The sequence below is a fragment of the Halopseudomonas sp. genome (genome assembly GCF_038130085.1).
GTDB lineage: Bacteria > Pseudomonadota > Gammaproteobacteria > Pseudomonadales > Pseudomonadaceae > Halopseudomonas.
Genome location: NZ_JAYPMU010000024.1, coordinates 22127 through 39851, shown reverse-complemented (window position 1 = coordinate 39851; position 17725 = coordinate 22127). Strand labels below are relative to the sequence as shown.

The 17725-nt window shown below is 60.4% G+C and carries 14 protein-coding genes; 8 read left to right on the top strand and 6 right to left on the bottom strand.

Annotation, left to right across the window (positions count from 1 at the left end; genetic code table 11):
• Window positions 1-8 precede the first annotated feature (8 nt).
• The gene (locus AAFM31_RS15130) at window positions 9-386 is read right to left on the bottom strand and encodes a YkgJ family cysteine cluster protein (RefSeq protein ID WP_341708755.1); all 378 of its coding nucleotides are present in this window, start codon (window positions 384-386) and stop codon (window positions 9-11) included.
• A gap of 205 nt (window positions 387-591) precedes the next feature.
• Here AAFM31_RS15130 and AAFM31_RS15125 point away from each other — a divergent pair, with 205 nt between their 5' ends.
• The 3 genes from AAFM31_RS15125 to AAFM31_RS15115 all read left to right on the top strand — a co-directional run bounded on the left by AAFM31_RS15125 (window position 592) and on the right by AAFM31_RS15115 (window position 5103).
• Entirely contained in the window at window positions 592-1809 is a 1218-nt protein-coding gene (locus tag AAFM31_RS15125) for a serine hydrolase domain-containing protein (RefSeq protein WP_341708754.1), read from the top strand.
• Between the two features lie 428 nt (window positions 1810-2237).
• The gene (locus AAFM31_RS15120) at window positions 2238-3284 is read left to right on the top strand and encodes a DUF2817 domain-containing protein (protein WP_341708753.1); all 1047 of its coding nucleotides are present in this window, start codon (window positions 2238-2240) and stop codon (window positions 3282-3284) included.
• 73 nt (window positions 3285-3357) lie between these two features.
• Entirely contained in the window at window positions 3358-5103 is a 1746-nt protein-coding gene (locus tag AAFM31_RS15115) for an alkaline phosphatase D family protein (protein ID WP_341708752.1), read from the top strand.
• Window positions 5104-5106: 3 nt separating this feature from the next.
• Here AAFM31_RS15115 and arfB read toward each other — a convergent pair whose 3' ends face one another.
• The 3 genes from arfB to AAFM31_RS15100 all read right to left on the bottom strand — a co-directional run bounded on the left by arfB (window position 5107) and on the right by AAFM31_RS15100 (window position 7376).
• On the bottom strand, window positions 5107-5520 hold the full coding sequence (arfB, locus tag AAFM31_RS15110; RefSeq protein ID WP_341708762.1) for an alternative ribosome rescue aminoacyl-tRNA hydrolase ArfB: 414 nt from the start codon (window positions 5518-5520) through the stop codon (window positions 5107-5109).
• A gap of 96 nt (window positions 5521-5616) precedes the next feature.
• Entirely contained in the window at window positions 5617-6327 is a 711-nt protein-coding gene (locus tag AAFM31_RS15105) for a hypothetical protein (protein ID WP_341708751.1), read from the bottom strand.
• A 14-nt stretch (window positions 6328-6341) separates the two neighbouring features.
• Complete coding sequence (locus AAFM31_RS15100) at window positions 6342-7376, bottom strand: DUF4105 domain-containing protein (protein ID WP_341708750.1); 1035 nt, start codon at window positions 7374-7376, stop codon at window positions 6342-6344.
• Between the two features lie 122 nt (window positions 7377-7498).
• On the opposite strand from AAFM31_RS15100, the gene AAFM31_RS15095 reads away from it, so the two are divergent.
• The 4 genes from AAFM31_RS15095 to AAFM31_RS15080 all read left to right on the top strand — a co-directional run bounded on the left by AAFM31_RS15095 (window position 7499) and on the right by AAFM31_RS15080 (window position 13616).
• Window positions 7499-8473, top strand: a complete 975-nt coding sequence (locus AAFM31_RS15095; RefSeq protein WP_341708749.1) for a hypothetical protein — start codon at window positions 7499-7501, stop codon at window positions 8471-8473.
• Window positions 8474-8552: 79 nt separating this feature from the next.
• Window positions 8553-10718, top strand: coding sequence for a PAS domain S-box protein (locus AAFM31_RS15090; RefSeq protein WP_341708748.1), 2166 nt, complete (start codon window positions 8553-8555; stop codon window positions 10716-10718).
• Window positions 10715-11146: a response regulator gene (locus AAFM31_RS15085; RefSeq protein WP_341708747.1), complete on the top strand. Its 432-nt coding sequence runs from the start codon at window positions 10715-10717 to the stop codon at window positions 11144-11146. The genes AAFM31_RS15090 and AAFM31_RS15085 overlap by 4 nt, the downstream gene beginning before the upstream one ends.
• A gap of 13 nt (window positions 11147-11159) precedes the next feature.
• A complete protein-coding gene (locus AAFM31_RS15080; protein ID WP_341708746.1) occupies window positions 11160-13616 on the top strand; it encodes an EAL domain-containing protein in 2457 nt (818 codons plus the stop codon).
• A 15-nt stretch (window positions 13617-13631) separates the two neighbouring features.
• Here the strand turns inward: AAFM31_RS15080 and AAFM31_RS15075 are convergent, their stop codons facing one another.
• Together AAFM31_RS15075 and AAFM31_RS15070 are read right to left on the bottom strand one after the other, a co-directional pair.
• Window positions 13632-13793 (bottom strand): hypothetical protein, encoded by a 162-nt coding sequence (locus AAFM31_RS15075; RefSeq protein ID WP_341708745.1) that lies wholly within the window; start codon window positions 13791-13793, stop codon window positions 13632-13634.
• A 105-nt stretch (window positions 13794-13898) separates the two neighbouring features.
• Window positions 13899-16025 (bottom strand): TonB-dependent receptor domain-containing protein, encoded by a 2127-nt coding sequence (locus AAFM31_RS15070; protein WP_341708744.1) that lies wholly within the window; start codon window positions 16023-16025, stop codon window positions 13899-13901.
• 211 nt (window positions 16026-16236) lie between these two features.
• Between AAFM31_RS15070 and AAFM31_RS15065 the strand changes: the two genes are divergently transcribed.
• Window positions 16237-17697 carry an acetamidase/formamidase family protein gene (locus tag AAFM31_RS15065; protein ID WP_341708743.1) on the top strand — a complete coding sequence of 487 codons (1461 nt, stop codon included), beginning with the start codon at window positions 16237-16239 and terminating at the stop codon, window positions 17695-17697.
• Window positions 17698-17725: the final 28 nt, after the last annotated feature.

Sequence of the window (17725 nt, the reverse complement as noted above, 5' to 3'; positions counted from 1 at the left end):
ATACGCGGTCAGGCAGCGACGATCGGTATCAGACCCGGGCGGGTCGGATTGGATGGCAGCGGGGGCAAGCCGTGGACGGCTCTGGCGCGCTGACAGTCGGGACTGTCGAGCCCATTTTCGCCGTGATACGGAAAGTCACGGCAGGGGCTTGGGCGCTTCTCGTAGATGCTGCAGCGAACGCCCTCACCGACCGTTCCCATCAGGCCCACGCAACGCGGCTGAGGCTGATTGGTGCCCTGCATGCAGGCACGGTACGGTGTTATTTGTTCAGTTAACTGGGTGGGTACGTCACCCCCTGGGGCGCTATCGGTTTCTCCCCAGTAAAAAGACACCCTGAATGTGGCGCAACACGCACCGCAGTTCAGACAGGGCGAATGGTCGCTCATTTCATCGCAATCCTCATGCTGCTCCGGTGCGCGCTTTTTACTCCGCGCCGCGGCGCCGCACAAGAGGGTCAAGGCGGTGCGATCGACTTTATTTTGTAACCGCCATCACGGCGCTGCATGGCAGGTCATTTGGGCGCCCATGCGCCTTCTGCCCAGCGCCTCGACAGGCTACTATCGAGCGTTCACGAACAAGACGGATAGATCCATGGCAAACAGCAACTGCATCGCCGGCGTTGACCTGGAGCGGCTCTCGCGCATTGGCACTCACCTGCAATCGGCCTATATCGACACCGGTAAGCTGCCGGGCGCCCTGACCCTGATCGCCCGCCGTGGCCAGGTGGTCTATTGCGAGGCCCAAGGTCTGCGCGACGTTGAGCGCGGCCTGCCGATTGAGCGCGATACCCTGTTCCGCATCTACTCGATGACCAAGCCGATCACTTCGATTGCGCTGATGCAGCTGTATGAGCAAGGCCGTTTCCTGCTCGACGACCCGGTCCACAAGTACATCCCCAGCTGGAGCAACCTGCGGGTCTACAAAACCGGCGTGCACCCGCAGATTCTGACCACGCCCTGCGAGCGGCCGATGACCATCCGCGACCTGCTGACTCACCAGTCCGGTCTGACCTACGGCTTCATGAACCGCACCAACGTGGATGCGGCCTACCGCAGCCTGAAGCTCGACGGCGGCCCCGGCCTGACGCTCGACCGCCTGATTGATGAGCTGTCACGTCTGCCACTGGAATTCTCACCGGGCACGGCGTGGAATTACTCGGTGTCGACCGACGTCTGCGGCTATCTGGTTCAGGTGCTGTCCGGCATGAGCCTGGATGACTACTTCCAGCGCCATATTTTCGCCCCGCTGGGCATGACCGATACCTTCTTCACCGTCCCGGCCGACCGCATCCCGCGCTTCGCCGCCTGCTATCAGTTCCAGCCCGGCGGCAGCTTCAGCCTGCAGGACGACCCGCAGGATTCCAGCTTCACCAAGGCCCACGGCTTCCTCTCCGGCGGCGGCGGTCTGGTCTCTACCATCGACGACTACTACCGCTTTGCCCAAGCGCTGGCCAATGGCGGCGAGCTGAACGGCGCCCGTATCATCGGCCGCAAAACGCTCGAATTCATGCGCATGAACCACCTGCCCAACAATCAAGACCTGCCTGGTGTCTCCGTCGGCTCGTTCAGCGAAACACCCTACGAAGGCAGCGGCTTCGGCCTCGGCTTCTCCGTCAAGATCAACGTCGCCAAGTCCCAAACCAACGGCTCGGTCGGCGAATACGGCTGGGGCGGCATGGCCAGCACCAACTTCTTCGTCGACCCGGTTGAAGATTTGCTGATGGTGTTTATGACGCAGCTGATTCCTTCGTCGAGTTATCCGGTGCGGCAGGAGTTGCGGGCGATTGTAAATGGGGCGTTGGTGGATTGAGGTTTGCGGGCTGCGCTGCTGTTAATACTGCTGGACGGCGCCAACCTGTCGTAATAGGGCCTTAAGACTAGCTCCCGAGCCGAGATCTGATGCATTTTTCGCCTTTACGGCGAGTCAGGGGAAATGCTTGCCCATTTCCCCTAACGACCCCTAGGGCACCCCGGCCGCGCGGCCCTTCGGGTCCGCTGCGTTGCTCGGGCCAGCGGGGGCCGGCAGAACTCGGCTCTTCGAGCCTCAAACAGGCTGCCGTCCTCTTTCCCGCCGGCCCTGCGCTACTCGCCCGCGCAAACGGGGACTGCTAGTCCGCGCTGCGGCATATGTTTGCGTAGGGGCACGGCATGCCGTGCCCGCCTCACTCGAACCCCAATCCGTCACCCAATCGTCACACTCCCCTGCCACCATCAGGCTTCCCCACGCCCGAGTGCATCATGAGCGACGCGCAACACCTGATCCAACGTCATCTCCCCGAGCACGCCCAGCTCGAAGCCTTGCTGCATCAGGCCGCACGCCATCTGCGCGTTACCACCCCACTCAGGGTGCCGGTCAACGGTCTGGATATTCCAATCCGGGTGATTGAACTCGGCAGCCGCTCGCCGCAGGCACCGGTGATTGGGTTCTTTGGTGGCGTGCATGGGGTTGAGCGGATCGGCACGCAGGTGCTGATTTCCTGGCTGCACAGCCTGGTCAACAGGCTGGACTGGGACGATCAGCTGCGCGAGCAGCTGGAGCGTGTGCGTTTGTTGTTTATGCCAATGATCAACCCCGGCGGGATTTGGCATCACCGGCGCAGCAATCTCAACGGCGTGGATCTGATGCGCAATGCGCCGGTGGACGCGATGGGGCCGGTGCCCTGGCTGGTCAGCGGGCATCGCATCAGTCGGCGCCTGCCGTGGTATCGCGGTAAGTTGGGAGCGCCCATGGAGGCCGAAGCAGCAGCCGTTGTCAGCACTGTGCAGCAACGCCTGCTCTCAGCCCCCTTCTCCATGAGTGTGGATTGTCACAGTGGCTTTGGCCGGCGTGACCGTCTCTGGTGCAGCTATGCGCGCAGCCACAAACCCATCGAGCACATCGCCGAGGTGCTGAGCCTCAAGCAGCTGTTCGAGCAGACCTATCCGCACCACCATCCCTACATCATCGAGCCTCAATCGATCAACTACACCACCCACGGCGACCTCTGGGACTATCTGTACGACCATGGTCTGGAACATCAACCGAACAACCTGTTCCTGCCCTTCACGCTGGAGATGGGCTCCTGGCTGTGGGTGCGCAAGAATCCGCGACAGATGTTCGACTACTTTGGCTACTTCAACCCGGTTATCAGCCACCGCAAGCGCCGGGTTCTGCGCCAGCATCTGCCGCTCTTCGAGTTTCTTACCCATGCCACCCGCTGCTGGCAGAACTGGATTCCCACTCCGCAAAACCGCGACGCCCTGACCCGGCAGGCGATTGACCTGTGGTTTGTCGACAAGCCGTAACCGTCCCGTCGTCACCCTGTCATACCGCGCTGCCACCCTTCTGCCCCAGCCTAAACATCATCAGGAGCAGGTAATGAGCGGACTCAATCGGCGGGACTTTCTTCGTGCTTCGGCACTGGCATTCGGCACCGTAGTGATTTCCAGCGGTCTGCAGGGCTGCCTGTCGAGCAGCTCATCGGGCGATGCCGCGCGTGAGCTGGCGTTCAATCACGGCGTTGCCAGCGGCGATCCGCTGACCGACCGCATCATCATCTGGACCCGCGTCACGCCGGTGGACGGCCGCAGCGCAGATATCCGCGTCGGCTGGGAAATTGCCACCGACGCCGCCTTTACCGATCTGATCCGCAGCGGTACCGCGACAACCAGCGTCGCGCGCGACTACACGCTCAAGGTCGATGCGCAGAATCTGCTGCCCGGCACTACCTACTACTACCGGTTCAAGGCGGCCGACGCGACCTCACCAATCGGCCAGATGAAGACGCTACCCGCTGGCAGCGTGGATCAGGTGCGCTTTGCGGTACTGTCCTGCTCCAACTACCCGGCTGGCTACTTCCATGTCTACGCCGCTGCAGCCGCGGAGGCCGAACTGGACGCTGTGATTCACCTCGGCGACTACATCTACGAATACGGCAACGGCGGTTACGCCACCGAAGACGCTGCAGCCCTTGGCCGCTTACTACCCGACAACAATGCCAGCGAAATCCTCTCGCTGACCGACTACCGTCGCCGCTACGCACAGTACCGCACCGACGCAGACCTGCAGGCGCTGCACGCAGCAGCACCTTTCATCGCGGTATGGGATGACCACGAGGTCGCTAACGATACCTGGCGCGAGGGCGCCGAGAACCATAACGACGGCGAAGGCGACTTCAGCGCGCGCAAACTGGCCGCGCTGCAGGCCTACTTCGAGTGGATGCCGGTGCGCCCATTTGCCGAGAACGATGAAGAAACCATCTACCGCCGCTTCGACTTCGGCGATTTGGTCAGCCTGCACATGCTCGACACCCGCATCATCGGCCGCGATGAGCAGCTGGACTACGCCAACTACATCGGCGCTGGTGGGTTTGATGCAACCGCCTTTGCTGCCGACGTCAGCGACAGCAATCGCACCCTGCTCGGTCAGACGCAGCTGGACTGGCTGCAAACCCAGCTCGCAACGTCTACCGCAATTTGGCAAGTGCTGGGCCAGCAAATTCTGATGGGCCGCATGCTGCTGCCGGCTGAGATGCTGACGGCGCTGCAGAACCCTGGGGCGGGCGACCTGACTACAACACTCACCGAACTGGTAACGATCAAACTGCGCCAGCAGGCAGGTGATCCTACCCTGACCTCAGCGGAAATCGCGCGTATCGAGACCGTTATCCCGTACAACCTCGATGCCTGGGATGGCTACGCCTACGAACGCGAAGTGTTGCTGGGCACCGCCCGGGGGCTGAACAAGAACCTGGTGGTGCTGGCTGGCGACACCCACAACGCCTGGGCTAACAACCTGGCCACCCTGAGCGGTGACGCCGTAGGCGTGGAGTTCGCCACCGCATCGGTCAGCTCACCCGGGCTGGAGGAGTATCTGGGGCTTTCTGCGGCCGAGGTGCCGAGCGCCGAACAGGCGATCACCACACTGGTTGACGGCCTTGAGTACCTGAACGCCAATCAACGCGGCTATCTGGTAGTGACCTTCACCGCCAACGATGCGATCGCCGACTGGCGCTTCGTGGATACCGTGAAGTCGACGACCTGGAGTCTGGATACCAACCGCGCCAAAAGTCTGCGCACCCTGCCCGGCGCGGCTAACCGGGTGCTGATGCCTACCCTTGCCTGAGGGTCAGAGGTCGACCTTACCGCGCAACTGCTTGGTCTGACCACGCTTGACCTTGCCTTCCACCCGTTTGACCTGCGAACTGCGAGTCGGACGGGTCGGTCGGCGCTTCTTCTGCACCACACCGGCCGCCAGAATCATCTCACGCAGGCGGTTGATGGCGTCCTCACGGTTCATTTCCTGGGTACGGAACTGCTGCGCCTTGATGATGATCACGCCGTCGCTGGTAATGCGCGAGTCACGCAGCGCCAGCAAGCGTTCCTTGTAGAACAGCGGCAGGCTTGAACTGTTGATATCAAAGCGCAGATGGATAGCGCTTGAGACTTTGTTGACGTTCTGACCGCCGGCGCCTTGCGCACGCACGGCCGTCATCTCGACTTCCCAGTCGCCGAGCTGAACCTGATTGGAGATAAAGATCATTGCGGTACCCTGCTTTGAAGGCTGAAACACCGGCGCTCCCGCGCAGATGTCCACCCGCGCAGCATACGCCGATGCCGCGCGGCAGGCAAAACCCGATCAGCCGCGGGCTTGCTGGACGAAGTTGATGATCCAGTCGAACATCAGGTCGCTATCGACAGCGGCGTGCAACGAGACCTTGCCAGCGCGGACCCTGGCGGGAGGAATGGTCAGACTGCGCATATCCATCAGCGCCTCGGAGTAGCCCTTCTCGAACTCAGGGTGACCTTGGACACTGAGAAAATGATCGCCGTACTGCAGTAGGTAGTTCGGGCAGAAATCACTTCCGGCAATCACTTGTGCCTGCGGCGGCAACTCAACCACCTGATCCTGATGACTGACGATCAAGTCGATCTTGTCCTGTGCCGGCTGCATCCAGGGTTTAGGCTCAAGAATCTGGTTGAAGGACACGCCAACGCCCCAGCCGCGGTCAGACTTTCGCACCTCACCGCCCATTGCTGTGGCCATTACCTGATGCCCGAAACAGACCCCGATCAGCGGTTTACGCTCGTTCCAAAGTCTGGCAATAAACCCTTCCAGCGCACGGATCCAGGTCAGCTCCTCGTAAACACCGTGCTTGCTGCCAGTAATCACGAACAGATCGCACTCGTGCGGATCGCCGGGCAACTCACCCTTGTGCGCCGGGTAGATACGGTAGTCCATCTGCGGCAGACGCTTGCGCAGTGCCAGTTCAAACATGTCCGGATAGTTACCGTGCGCGGGCAGCAGGCGCTCGTTCACGTCATCACACTGCAACAGACCTACTTTCATGCGTATTCCTTCCATCAAAACGGCGCTGTAACGCCAGCAGCTTGATCATGGCGTCCTGCCTGGTGCTCGTCCCCGCAGCCCGGCACGCCCTTGCGGATGCAGGCTGAAAAATCCTCGTCGTCTTTCACTGCCCGGGCCCGTTCGGTAATTCGCCCGAGCCGCTTCAGTTCGGCCAGTGAATAACCGGGCTGCAACCCGCCCTGGCGGTAGACGTAGCTATCCAGAAACCCGCTGAGCAACAAGCGGATATCAGAGCGCAGATCAGGACGAATGCGCTGCATCAGACGAAACACCACGTTGGTGCAGTTGGCGTGCAGCGTGTGATAGAAGCGTGGCGACACCGCCAACCGGTTGGCCACCTCAACATAGCCCAACAGCAATGCGCGGCCGGCGGCAGGCGTCAATCGGGTGCGATACAGATACATATCCTCATCCCGGTGGTTGGTGCGCACCTTGACGATGTCCTGTTCTTCACTGGCAACGATATTGAGTTCGAAGTGCTTGAAGAATCCGGCAATGGCCGAATAGTCGCCACCACGGGCGCGGCGAATCTCGACCGACCAGGTCGAATAGCGACCATCGGCAAAACCGAAGGAAACCAGCATGTGCGCAATCGAGCGATGGCCCCAGAACGATAGAAACATGTCTACCGATTGCAGCGTCGAGAGCGCGTACTCTCGACTCTGCCAGCGTATGTCGTAATCGTCGGCGCTGCGCCAGTCGAAACAGCGCACCCGCTGCAGGCGCAGGATGTCACCGTCAACCGTCCCGGTGGTGGTATAGGCCATATCGTCGGCCCAGTCGCAGTTGCCCTTGGGCAGCACGCCGCGCCACCACAGCAGCAAGGGACCCAAGGCAGCCAGGAAGCACAACAGTGCGTCAAGCGACTCACCACGCGAGGTCAGACTGAGCACCACCGTCATGACCAGCAGCCAGCAACCCAGCGGCAGATAACGTAACCACAGACGGTGTGGACGATGGAACCACAGCGCTGGGATCGCCCAAAGCGATACCAGCACCACCATCAAAGCCTGCACAGTCTCCAGCATGACGCCTCCCCAACGGATCGCCGTTGAATACAGCGCCCTACAGGATCGAAGTCTACACCGTTGGCGCGCCGGTGCCATCTGCCAGAGCGGCTATACTCTGTCGTGGGGAAAGGAGAAACAGCATGAGCAAATACGTCTTTGCATTGATGTTGCTGTTAACCGCTGGCGCAACCTGCGCCGACGAAACCGGCGATTCCGATCTAGCCCCTTGGGCGATCGATACCATCACCCCGATCCACGACAGCGTTACGCGCTGGGTCGACAACACCGCCCGCAATATCGACGGATTTTTCGGCACCATCGACAGCGACAGCGTCGACAACGAGTCCTACCTGCGCCTGAGTACCGACTTCGACTGGGCCGAATCTGAAGAGTTTGATATTGACCCGGGGATCCGCTTCAAACTGGATGTACCTACTACTAAAGAACGTCTGCGTCTGATTATTGAGAGTGACCCGGAAGAAAGCCGCGGCACCCTTGAGGAGCAAGGCGCTGAACGCCTGCGCAACGACACCGACGGCCTTGGCGATACCGTGGCGGGCCTGAGCAGGCATGGCAGCCGCGACAAGCGTGAGGGCTGGCAGACCAAAATCGGCGCTGGGGTAAAACTGCACTGGCCGGTCAATCCGTACCTGCGCTACAGCGCCGAACGGCTCTGGCAGCTGGGCGACGGGCCATGGCAGCTGTCGAGCTACAACCGCGCCTCCTGGTTTGAACACGACGGCTACTCTGCACGTTCACGCTGGGACGTCGGACGACCGCTGGACAGCACCCGCCATATGCGCTTCATCAGTCAGCTGCAGTGGCAGGAAGACTACGACACGCTGGAGTTCTCGCAGAGCGCACAACTCAACAAAGTGCTCGGAAAACGCAGTGCCATTCGCTATTCGGCGGTGATGGTTGGCAACAGCGGCTCCAACCCGCGCATCAACAACTACTACCTGCAAGCTGACTATCGCCGCGACATTCATCGCCAGTACGTTTACTGGGACATCGTGCCCGAACTGCACTTTCCACGTGACGCCGACTTCAAGCCCCGCTGGGCGATAAGCGTGCGCCTGGAAATGCTGTTCCGCGCCCAGCTATCCCGGGACTGAGCGGCAAATTCGGTGGCAGTGCCTATACTGCTGCCATTAGACATAGTCGCCGCCACCCCGTGCCATGGATGACACCCCGATGCAAAAACGCTCCAGCCAGCGCGGGAAGGTTATTCAGTACTTCCTACTAATCTGGATACCCCTGACGCTGCTGACCATCGCCGTCACCGCCCTCCTGATCCACAATCAGCGCCTTGGGCTGCGTGAGAACGCTGCCATCGAGCAAAAGGCGCAACTCGACGCTGCCCGCAGCCAGCTTACCAGCCGCCTGAGCGGCATCCAGGCTGACATCCTTTACCTGGCAGGCCAGATCAGTCTCCTCGACTCGCGACAGCAGATTGCCTCAACGTTCGAAACCTTTCAGCGCTTCCACCCGCACTACTACCAGATTCGGTTGCTCGACGAGACTGGCCGCGAACAAATCCGCAATGAAATGCTCGACGGCGAGCCGAGGCAGCTTCCTGCCCCACTCCTGCAAGATAAAAGTCACCGCTACTACGTTCAGCTAGGCCTGCAGCAACCGATCGGCAGTGTCTATCTGTCACGGTTTGACTTAAACATCGAACACGGCGAGGTTCAGCGACCGTTCCAGCCGACTATTCGCGTAGCAACACCGATTGGTGACGATACCGGGCAGGTCACCGGGCTGCTGGTCATCAACTACCACGGGCAACGCATCCTCGAAGCGCTGGCCGAGCTGGACCAGCCCAACGGTGCGACCCTGTGGCTGGTCAACTCCAATGGCTATTGGCTAAAAGCAGATGACCCCGAGCTATCCTGGGGCTTCATGCTGCCGGAACGCAGTAACGCCAACCTGTCGCAACGCAACGTCACCTTATGGAGCCAGATGATTCGCCCGGACAGCGAGGGCAGCGCAACCATTGAAGGCTCAATGTACCGGTTTACCAGCGTCGATTTCGACCCGCATAACGGTATCCCCTTAAGCGAGTCGCTCGGCCGCCTGCACTTGGTTTCTCAGCTCAGCAACGCCCAGATTTATATGACTAACGCTACGGTCAGGCGCTTTTTCTGGCAGGCAGCAAGTTTCATTGTTCTGCTTTTCGCTCTGCTCTCGCTGCTGCTGGCCCGCTCGATTGCCCAGCGCCGCGCCAGCGAGTCGAGCTTGGTCAGCAGCGAATCGCTATTTCGCGCGATGATTGAAGCTGCACCGGATGCGATCATCATCACCGACTCCCAGGGCAGTATCACCCTGCTGAACGAGCAGGCAGAGATCATGTTCGACTACAGCCAGCAAGAGCTGCTCGGTCAGAAGGTTGAGGTTTTGATTCCAACCGCTGCCGCTGAGCGGCACGTTCAGCATCGCGAAGGCTACGTCCGCGAGGCCCAGCCCCGCCCGATGGGCATGGGATTAAGCCTCAGCGCCCAGCGTAAAGACGGCAGCCAGCTGCCGGTAGAGATAAGCCTGAGCCCAATTCACTCACCTGCTGGCCAACTGGTGTTCTGTGCCATACGCGATGCCACCGAGCGCCGTGCTGCCGAGCGTAAGATTCGCCAGTTGAATGATGGTCTGGCCCGCCAGAATACCGAGTTGCAAACGGTCAACCGTGAGCTGGAAGCCTTCAGCTACTCCGTTTCCCATGACCTGCGGGCGCCACTACGGGCAATTGACGGGTTCAGCAAGATTCTACAGGTCAATCTGGAGGGAAAACTGGGCGCCCAGGATGCGGACTACTTCAACCGCATCCGCAAGGCTGCGCAAAACATGAGCAAGCTGATTGACGACCTGCTGATGCTTGCACGCGTCACCCGCGCGGACGTCAAACTTGCCAGTCTAAACCTCAGTCGAATTGCTAATGCTGCTGCCGAACGTCTGCGCGAAGTTCAGCCCGAACGCAAGGTTGATCTCAGCATTGCCGATGACATCCGCGTTCTCGCCGACCCTGCTCTACTGCAAGTCGCGATGGAAAACTTGCTCAGCAACGCCTGGAAATTTACCAGTACGGTGGATAACCCCAAGATTGAAATCGGCTGCTTTCCGGATCAGCAGCAGGACGTGGTATTCGTGCGCGACAACGGCGTGGGATTCGACATGAGCTATGCTGACAAGCTGTTCACGCCGTTCCAGCGCTTGCACAGTGCGCGTGATTTCCCGGGTACCGGCATTGGCCTGGCCACCATTGAGCGCATCATGAGCAAGCTCGGAGGGCGAGTCTGGGCCGAGTCAGCTGTCGGAGAGGGAGCGACCTTCTATCTCCAGTTCAAGCGTTCAGGGAGCGAACAATGACCGACAGACCAATTTGGCTGGTCGAAGACAATCCGGACGATATCGCGCTGATGCTGCATGCGCTGAAGAGCAATAACACCCCTAACCCGGTGGTCATTGCCGAGGACGGCGAGCAGGCGTTGCAACATCTGCAACGGGCAGAGATTGACCCGCACTGCATGCCCCCGTCGCTTATTTTGCTGGATCTGAACCTGCCCAAGCGCAGTGGCCTGGAGGTCCTGCGGCAGATTCGCCGCAACGAACGCACACGGCTGGTCCCGGTGGTCATCCTGACGTCATCTCTCGAACGACAGGATCGCCTGAGTGCCTACGAATGCGGGGCCAATAGTTACATTCGCAAACCGGTGGACTTTGAAGAGTTTGTCCAGGTTACCGGGGAACTCAGCCGCTATTGGCTCAGTCTTAATCAACCTGCCCTGGACGCCTGAGCGGAGTCGTGAGATGAGCGAAGCGAGCCAACCCAACCACTGGAAAGTCCTCATGCTTGAGGACAACGAAGACGACGCCCTGCTGATCGTCAACCATCTCGAAACCCATGGCTGCGAGATCAGTTGGGAGCGCATAGAGACCGAGCATGATCTGCGCGCCATGCTGCGTGACCAGCAGTGGGACGTGGTGCTGTCGGATTACACCATGCCGGTATTCGACGGCGCCCAGGCCCTGCGCGTGGTCCGCGAACTCACCCCCGACCTGCCCTTCGTATTCGTCTCCGGCACCCTTGGCGAAAAGGCCGCGGTCGCTGCGATAAAAGGCGGTGCGCAGGACTTTGTCGTCAAGCACGACCTCAGCCGCCTGACGCCAACCGTGGAACGCGCTATCGCGGATCAGGCACTGCAGAAAAAACACCGGTTAGCGCAGGATGTACTGCGCAAACTATCTCAGGCCGTCGAGCAAGCCGCGGACAGCATTTTCATTACCAACCGCGACGGCGAGTTTGAGTACGTTAATCCGGCGTTCGAGCAAATGACCGGCTATCAGGCTGATTCTACCCAAGGGCACACGCCGTCCCTGCTCAAATCGCCAGAACAAGACCCTTCAGCCTACTCCGAGCTATGGCACACCGTATTGAGCAAACAGGTGTACCGCGGCACCCTGCGCAACCGTAAACAGAACGGCGAGACCTTCTTCGAAGAAAAGGTCATCACGCCACTGGTTAACCCTGCCGGCCAGATCACCCATTTTGTGTCTACCGGACGCGACATTACCGAACGCGTGCAAGCCGAAGATGATCGCACTCGCCTGAATGCCATTCTGGAAGCGACCACCGATGTCGTTGCCATTGCCGACGCCAAGGGCAAAGTGATCTACCTGAACAAGGCAGGCCATAGCCTGCTTGCCAACGCCCGCTGTGAGACCGCTGTCGAAACCGCGTCGCCGAACGCCAGCAACGCCCTGGATGCAGCGCACGAACTGATTCGCGGCGCGCTGGCACAAGCCGAGAAGCACGGTGTTTGGGAACGCGAGTCCATGCTCGAAGACGCGTCAGGCCAGGGCATCTATCTGGATCAGGTGGTCATGGCTCATCGCGACCAGAGCGGACGCATCGCCTACTACTCGACCATTGCCCGCAACATCAGCGAACGCAAACAGTTCGAGGCTGAACTGCAGCACCAAGCAACCCACGATCTGCTTACCGGGCTGGCCAATCGCGTGCTGCTGGCCGAACAACTGCAAACCGAGATGAACCGCTCCAAACGCCTCAACTGCCTGACAGCGGTCATCTTCCTTGATATGGACAATTTCAAGCGGGTTAACGACAGCCTGGGTCACAGCATCGGCGATCAGCTGTTGCAGCAAGTCAGCGTGCGGCTGGGCCGACATATACGCCCGAACGACATCCTCGCTCGCTATGGCGGCGACGAGTTCGTCATCGTCGCCAGCGACCTGCAAGAGCCCGACGCTATTCCCGCGATTCTGGACAAGGTCAAGCGAGCGTTCGAGCAACCAGTAAGGATTGCTCGCCAAGACGTATTCGTCAGCTTCAGTGCCGGTGTTGCGGTTTACCCGGACGACGGCGACAGCGTCGAAACCCTGCTACGCAACGCCGATTCAGCCATGTACCAGAGCAAGGCTAATGGCGGACGCTCATTTCATTTTTACGCCCCGGCGATGAACGCGCGCCAGCAGCGGCTACTGGCGCTGGAATCCGAGTTGCACTGGGCGCTGGAACGTGAGGAGTTTTTGATTCATTACCAGCCGCAGGCCGAGCTGGAAAGCGGTAAAGTCACCGGCGTCGAAGCGCTGATACGCTGGAATCACCCAGAACAGGGCTTGGTAGCGCCCAATGACTTTATTCCCCTGCTGGAAGAAACCGGCTTAATCGTAGAGGTCGGTCTATGGGTGCTGCGCCAAGCCTGCCAGGACATGCTCGAGCTCTCGCGCTTGCAAGGTTGGACTCCACGGGTATCGGTAAACCTGTCAGCGCGCCAGTTTGCCTCCGGGCTACTGGCCGAACACGTGCAACAGGTGCTGCAGGAAACAGGGTTGGCACCGCAACAGCTTGAGCTTGAGATCACCGAACAGATGTTGATCAACGATCTGGATGCCTCACGCAAGACGCTGGAAGCGCTGCACGCGCTGGGCGTGACCGTTGCGATCGACGACTTCGGCACAGGCTACTGCTCATTGGCCTATCTCAAGCGCCTGCCGCTGCATGTACTGAAGATTGATCGCACCTTTGTCTCCGAACTCCCTGCCGACAGTAGCGACATGGCGATCGTCGAAGCGACTATCTTGCTGGCCCATAAGCTTGATCTGCTGGTCGTTGCCGAAGGCGTAGAAACGCCCCAACAGCTCGACACCCTGCGCGCACTGGGCTGCGACCTGATTCAGGGTTACTACCTAAGCAAACCCGTGACACTCGACGCCTTGCCGGCTGCTACAGCGCTGACGCTGTAGCAACGGCCCCGGCGTTCAGTCTTCTTCGTGCAGCATGCGGTAGACCTCTCCCGCATCCAGCTCGTTAAGCTCCTCGCTTTCCAGTGGCCCCTCCCAGTGACTATGGGGTGGATCCAGCTCTGGCAAGGGCAAATGCGGCAGGTTGTTTTCGCCTGGATGGTGCTGATCAAAGGACATAGGTACCTCCTGACTGAATGACTAGGGTTCTGTCATTCAGTCAAGCAGACCTCGCTCAGGGTTCCAGTCAACAGGATGAGCGGTAGCCCCGCTCATGCTCTGCCCTTACAGCCAGTTCCAGGACAGTCCGGTGTAAACGCCAAAACCTTCGCCGGGTGTCAGGCGTGCCGCTTCGGCACCGTTGTCGTTGTACCCAGGCGTCACGGTAGCGGCGTAGTGCTCATCGGTCAGGTTGCGCAGTTCCAACCATGCCTGCCAATCCTGCTTCGGCGCGTCATAACCAACGATGGCACCAAAGATGGTGTAGGAATCAGCATTCCAGGAGTTGGCATAATCAACCGGCACCTTGGACGCATACTGGGTATTCAGACCGACATAGACGCCTGCCGGGTGCTGATAGCGCAGTTCGCCCTGATAGTAGTGGCGCGGCAGGCCCGGCAAGGCATTGCTGCCAAACGCATCGTCGTCGCGGTAATGAAAATCGCTGAACGTATAGGCCTGACGAAGCGCCAATGCGCCGTTCTCGTTGCCCTGCCACAGGGTGCTGGTGAGGCCCGCTTCGATGCCCTGATGCACAGTCGCGCTGGCATTGGACTCGGCAAAGATGTTTGGCTCAATCTCGATGGTGAGCAGTTCGTGGTTGACCCGCGAGTAGTACCAGGCCAAGTCCCACAACCCGAGCACCGAATCACCACGACCGCCCAGTTCGAAGGTGGTCGCGGCCTGGTTATCGAGACTGACAGGCGTGCTCTGGCGGTTGCTCCAGGGTTGATTGCTGACCGGGAAGCGGGTCGGCGAGCCCCAGATCATCGACCACGGGTGCGGCGGCTCTACTGAACGCGACAGGTTACCGTATACCTCGGTACCGGACTCCAGCTGATAACGCAGGCCTAGCCGCGGCGCATAGTCCCAGGTGCCTTCATTGAGTTTTTCATCCGTGTTGGGCCAAGTCACCTCGACCTCACGCTCGGTGTAAATCAGCGCGAGTCCGCTGCTCAGCCACAGTTTGGGCGCCAGCTCCAGCTCGTTGCTGACGTGCAATACATTGTCAGAGCCCTGATGGGTGTATTCGCGCATCAGCGTACCGACCGGGTAGACCGTGCCGCTTGCGTTCAACGGCTGGTAGGCGTTTTCCTTCGCATCGCTGCTGGGCAAGTTGGTTGTCGTGCGCCAGCCAACGGTGGTGTTCGCGTTCAGACCAAACAGTTCATGCTCACGCGTGTAGTTCAGGGTTGCGCTGACGTCGCTGTAATCCACCCGAATACGATACGGGCTTTCCATCAGGTCCATTGGGTAATGGTGATAGACCAGGCCCATTTCCAGCGTGCTTACGTCGTCGAGGCGCAGGGTGGTCTTGTTCGCTAGCCAAGTGCTGCCCGGCTGCTCACGCTTGGCGTCACGGCCAATATTGAAAGGGTTCGCCTGGGTTGGATCATCGTCGATTTGCGACTGGGTCAGGCGGCCCGGTGTCTGGTGTTCAGTCTCGCGATAACGCAGGAAGAAGCGGGTCTCCAGGTCTGGCGTCAGCTGCAGGCCGACGTTGGCAACCACGCCTTTGCCGCTGCCCGCGGCGTGATCCTGCCGGCCGTCATAGTGCAGGTCGGTCAGACCTACGTAGTAATCGAGGTTATCGATCACCTGACCGGAAGCGATATGGCGCTTGAGATAACCGTCGCTGCCCGCCTCTACCCGCAATTGCAGGCGCGGCGCATCAAAGCCGCTGCGGGTGATGTAGTCCACCGCCCCACCCAGCGCCAGCGCGCCTCGCTCGAAGCCGTTGGCACCGCGCAGCACTTCAGCGCGGTTGAGCCAGAGCGGCTCAAGCAATTCGTAGGGTGTACCACCCGAACCGGTCAGCGGCAGGCCATCGAGCAGGATGTGGTTGCCCGAGGCATGCGCCCCGGGACCGCGGTTGATACCTGAGCCACGGATGCTGATCTTGACCCCTTCGTTACCCGGTGACTGGGCATACACACCGGGCTGATACGCCAGCACATCGGCCACGCCGGCGACCCGGCCCTGCTCGACCTGTTGCATATCAACGACGTTAGTGCCGCCCGGCACCTCGCTCAGCGCTTCACGCGCTCTGGCAACCTCGTCGAACGTCTCACCAGTTACCGTCACGGCCTCCAGTTCGGTAACAGCTTGTGCCTGCGCAAACGCAGGCGAGCCCAGCAGGCAGGCCAAACACAGCGGCGCAAAGCGCGCCGGCGGGGTTAACAACGTGGACATGCGGCAACTCCGGCAACAGACAAGGAAAATGCGAACGGCGCATTTTACTGGTTTCCCCTGCGCGAACAACCGAGCCCTAAGCCCGCGCACCGCCAGGCTGACAAGGATTAGTGCGCCAGCTGACAAGAGTGATTTCTGCTGCAGGCACATAATCCGGACAGAGGCCGCACGCCAGAGCGGTCGTCACCTGAACAGGGAGTGGGAAACCAACATGACTGATCACATCTGCACGCCGGGCTGTACCCATGGTATTACCGAAGAAAACCGCAAAGACGTGCTGGAAGAGTTCGATACCGCACGCCGTTCCTTCTTGCGCAACACCCTGGTTGGCGGTGGCGCCATTGGGCTTGGCGCCATGGGTATTGGCATGACGCCGATGGCCCACGCCGCCAGCGGCGTCGCCGGCAGCGACCCGGATGCACCGGGGCCGCGGCACTATTACATTCCCGCCACCCCGGACACCGTGCTTTGGGGCTACTTCAGCAAGGTTGCCAAGCCGGTACTGGAAATCGAATCCGGCGACTATGTCACCATGGAAACCCTCACCCACCACGCCAACGACGACGCCGAGCGCATGGTCAAGGGCGACCCGGGTGCCGAAGCGGTGTTTTACTGGGATTCCAAACGCAAAGGTGTAGACCGTCGCGGCGCCGGCCCGATGGACGCTGCCATTGGCGCTGGTGGTGGCGCAGGCGTGCACATCTGTACCGGCCCGGTGCGCATCAAGGGCGCGCAGCCCGGCGATATTCTGGAAGTGCGCATTGCCGACGTGGTTCCACGTCCAAGTGGCAACCCCAGTTTCAGGGGCAAGTCTTTCGGCAGCAACGCGGCCGCCAACTGGGGCTTTCAGTACGGAGACTTGCTCAGCGAGCCGAAAAAGCGCGAAGTGGTCACCATCTATGAGGTCGACGCCACCGGCGAGCGCAACTGGGCGCAAGCGGTCTACAACTTCCGCTGGACGCCACAGACCGATCCGTTCGGCGTGGTGCATCCGACCATCGACTACCCGGGCATCCCGGTTAACCACGCCACCGTGACCCACAACGAGAACATCCTGCGCGACATCCGCATCCCGATCCGCCCGCACTTCGGCACCATCGGCGTAGCGCCAGCAGAGGTCGACATGGTCAGCTCGATTCCGCCGAACCACACCGGCGGCAACATCGACAACTGGCGCATCGGCAAGGGTGCAAAAATCTACTTCCCGGTCGCGGTGGAAGGCGCCAACTTCTCGGTCGGCGACCCCCATGCCTCCCAGGGCGACTCCGAGATGTGCGGCACCGCCATCGAGTGTTCGCTGACCGGCACCTTCCAGTTCATTCTGCACAAGAAGGCCGACTTGCCCGGCACAGCGCTGGCAGAGCTGAACTACCCGCTGCTGGAAACCCAGGACGATTGGGTGCTGCACGGTTTCAGCTACGCCAACTACCTCGCCGAACTGGGGCCGAACGCGCAGAACGACATCTACAGCAAATCCTCGGTCGATCTGGCCATGCGCGACGCCTTCCACAAGATGCGCCACTTCCTGATGACCACCCAGAATCTGGGCGAGGACGAAGCCATATCGTTAATGTCGGTTGCGGTCGACTTCGGCATCACCCAGGTAGTGGACGGCAACTGGGGCGTACATGCGGTGCTGAAAAAGTCGATGTTCCCTGCCCGCAAGGGCTGATTCGTATGGCACAACACTTGCTGCATCA

Bases quoted from the DNA above. Each gene is read 5' to 3' on its own strand.
- AAFM31_RS15085 (WP_341708747.1), top strand. From the start codon at position 10,715: ATGACCGACAGACCAATTTGGCTGGTCGAAGACAATCCGGACGATATC.
- AAFM31_RS15115 (WP_341708752.1), top strand. From the start codon at position 3,358: ATGAGCGGACTCAATCGGCGGGACTTTCTTCGTGCTTCGGCACTGGCA.
- AAFM31_RS15120 (WP_341708753.1), top strand. From the start codon at position 2,238: ATGAGCGACGCGCAACACCTGATCCAACGTCATCTCCCCGAGCACGCC.
- AAFM31_RS15070 (WP_341708744.1), bottom strand. From the start codon at position 16,025: ATGTCCACGTTGTTAACCCCGCCGGCGCGCTTTGCGCCGCTGTGTTTG.
- AAFM31_RS15100 (WP_341708750.1), bottom strand. From the start codon at position 7,376: ATGCTGGAGACTGTGCAGGCTTTGATGGTGGTGCTGGTATCGCTTTGG.
- AAFM31_RS15080 (WP_341708746.1), top strand. From the start codon at position 11,160: ATGAGCGAAGCGAGCCAACCCAACCACTGGAAAGTCCTCATGCTTGAG.
- AAFM31_RS15125 (WP_341708754.1), top strand. From the start codon at position 592: ATGGCAAACAGCAACTGCATCGCCGGCGTTGACCTGGAGCGGCTCTCG.
- AAFM31_RS15095 (WP_341708749.1), top strand. From the start codon at position 7,499: ATGAGCAAATACGTCTTTGCATTGATGTTGCTGTTAACCGCTGGCGCA.
- arfB (WP_341708762.1), bottom strand. From the start codon at position 5,520: ATGATCTTTATCTCCAATCAGGTTCAGCTCGGCGACTGGGAAGTCGAG.
- AAFM31_RS15075 (WP_341708745.1), bottom strand. From the start codon at position 13,793: ATGTCCTTTGATCAGCACCATCCAGGCGAAAACAACCTGCCGCATTTG.
- AAFM31_RS15065 (WP_341708743.1), top strand. From the start codon at position 16,237: ATGACTGATCACATCTGCACGCCGGGCTGTACCCATGGTATTACCGAA.
- AAFM31_RS15105 (WP_341708751.1), bottom strand. From the start codon at position 6,327: ATGAAAGTAGGTCTGTTGCAGTGTGATGACGTGAACGAGCGCCTGCTG.
- AAFM31_RS15090 (WP_341708748.1), top strand. From the start codon at position 8,553: ATGCAAAAACGCTCCAGCCAGCGCGGGAAGGTTATTCAGTACTTCCTA.
- AAFM31_RS15130 (WP_341708755.1), bottom strand. From the start codon at position 386: ATGAGCGACCATTCGCCCTGTCTGAACTGCGGTGCGTGTTGCGCCACA.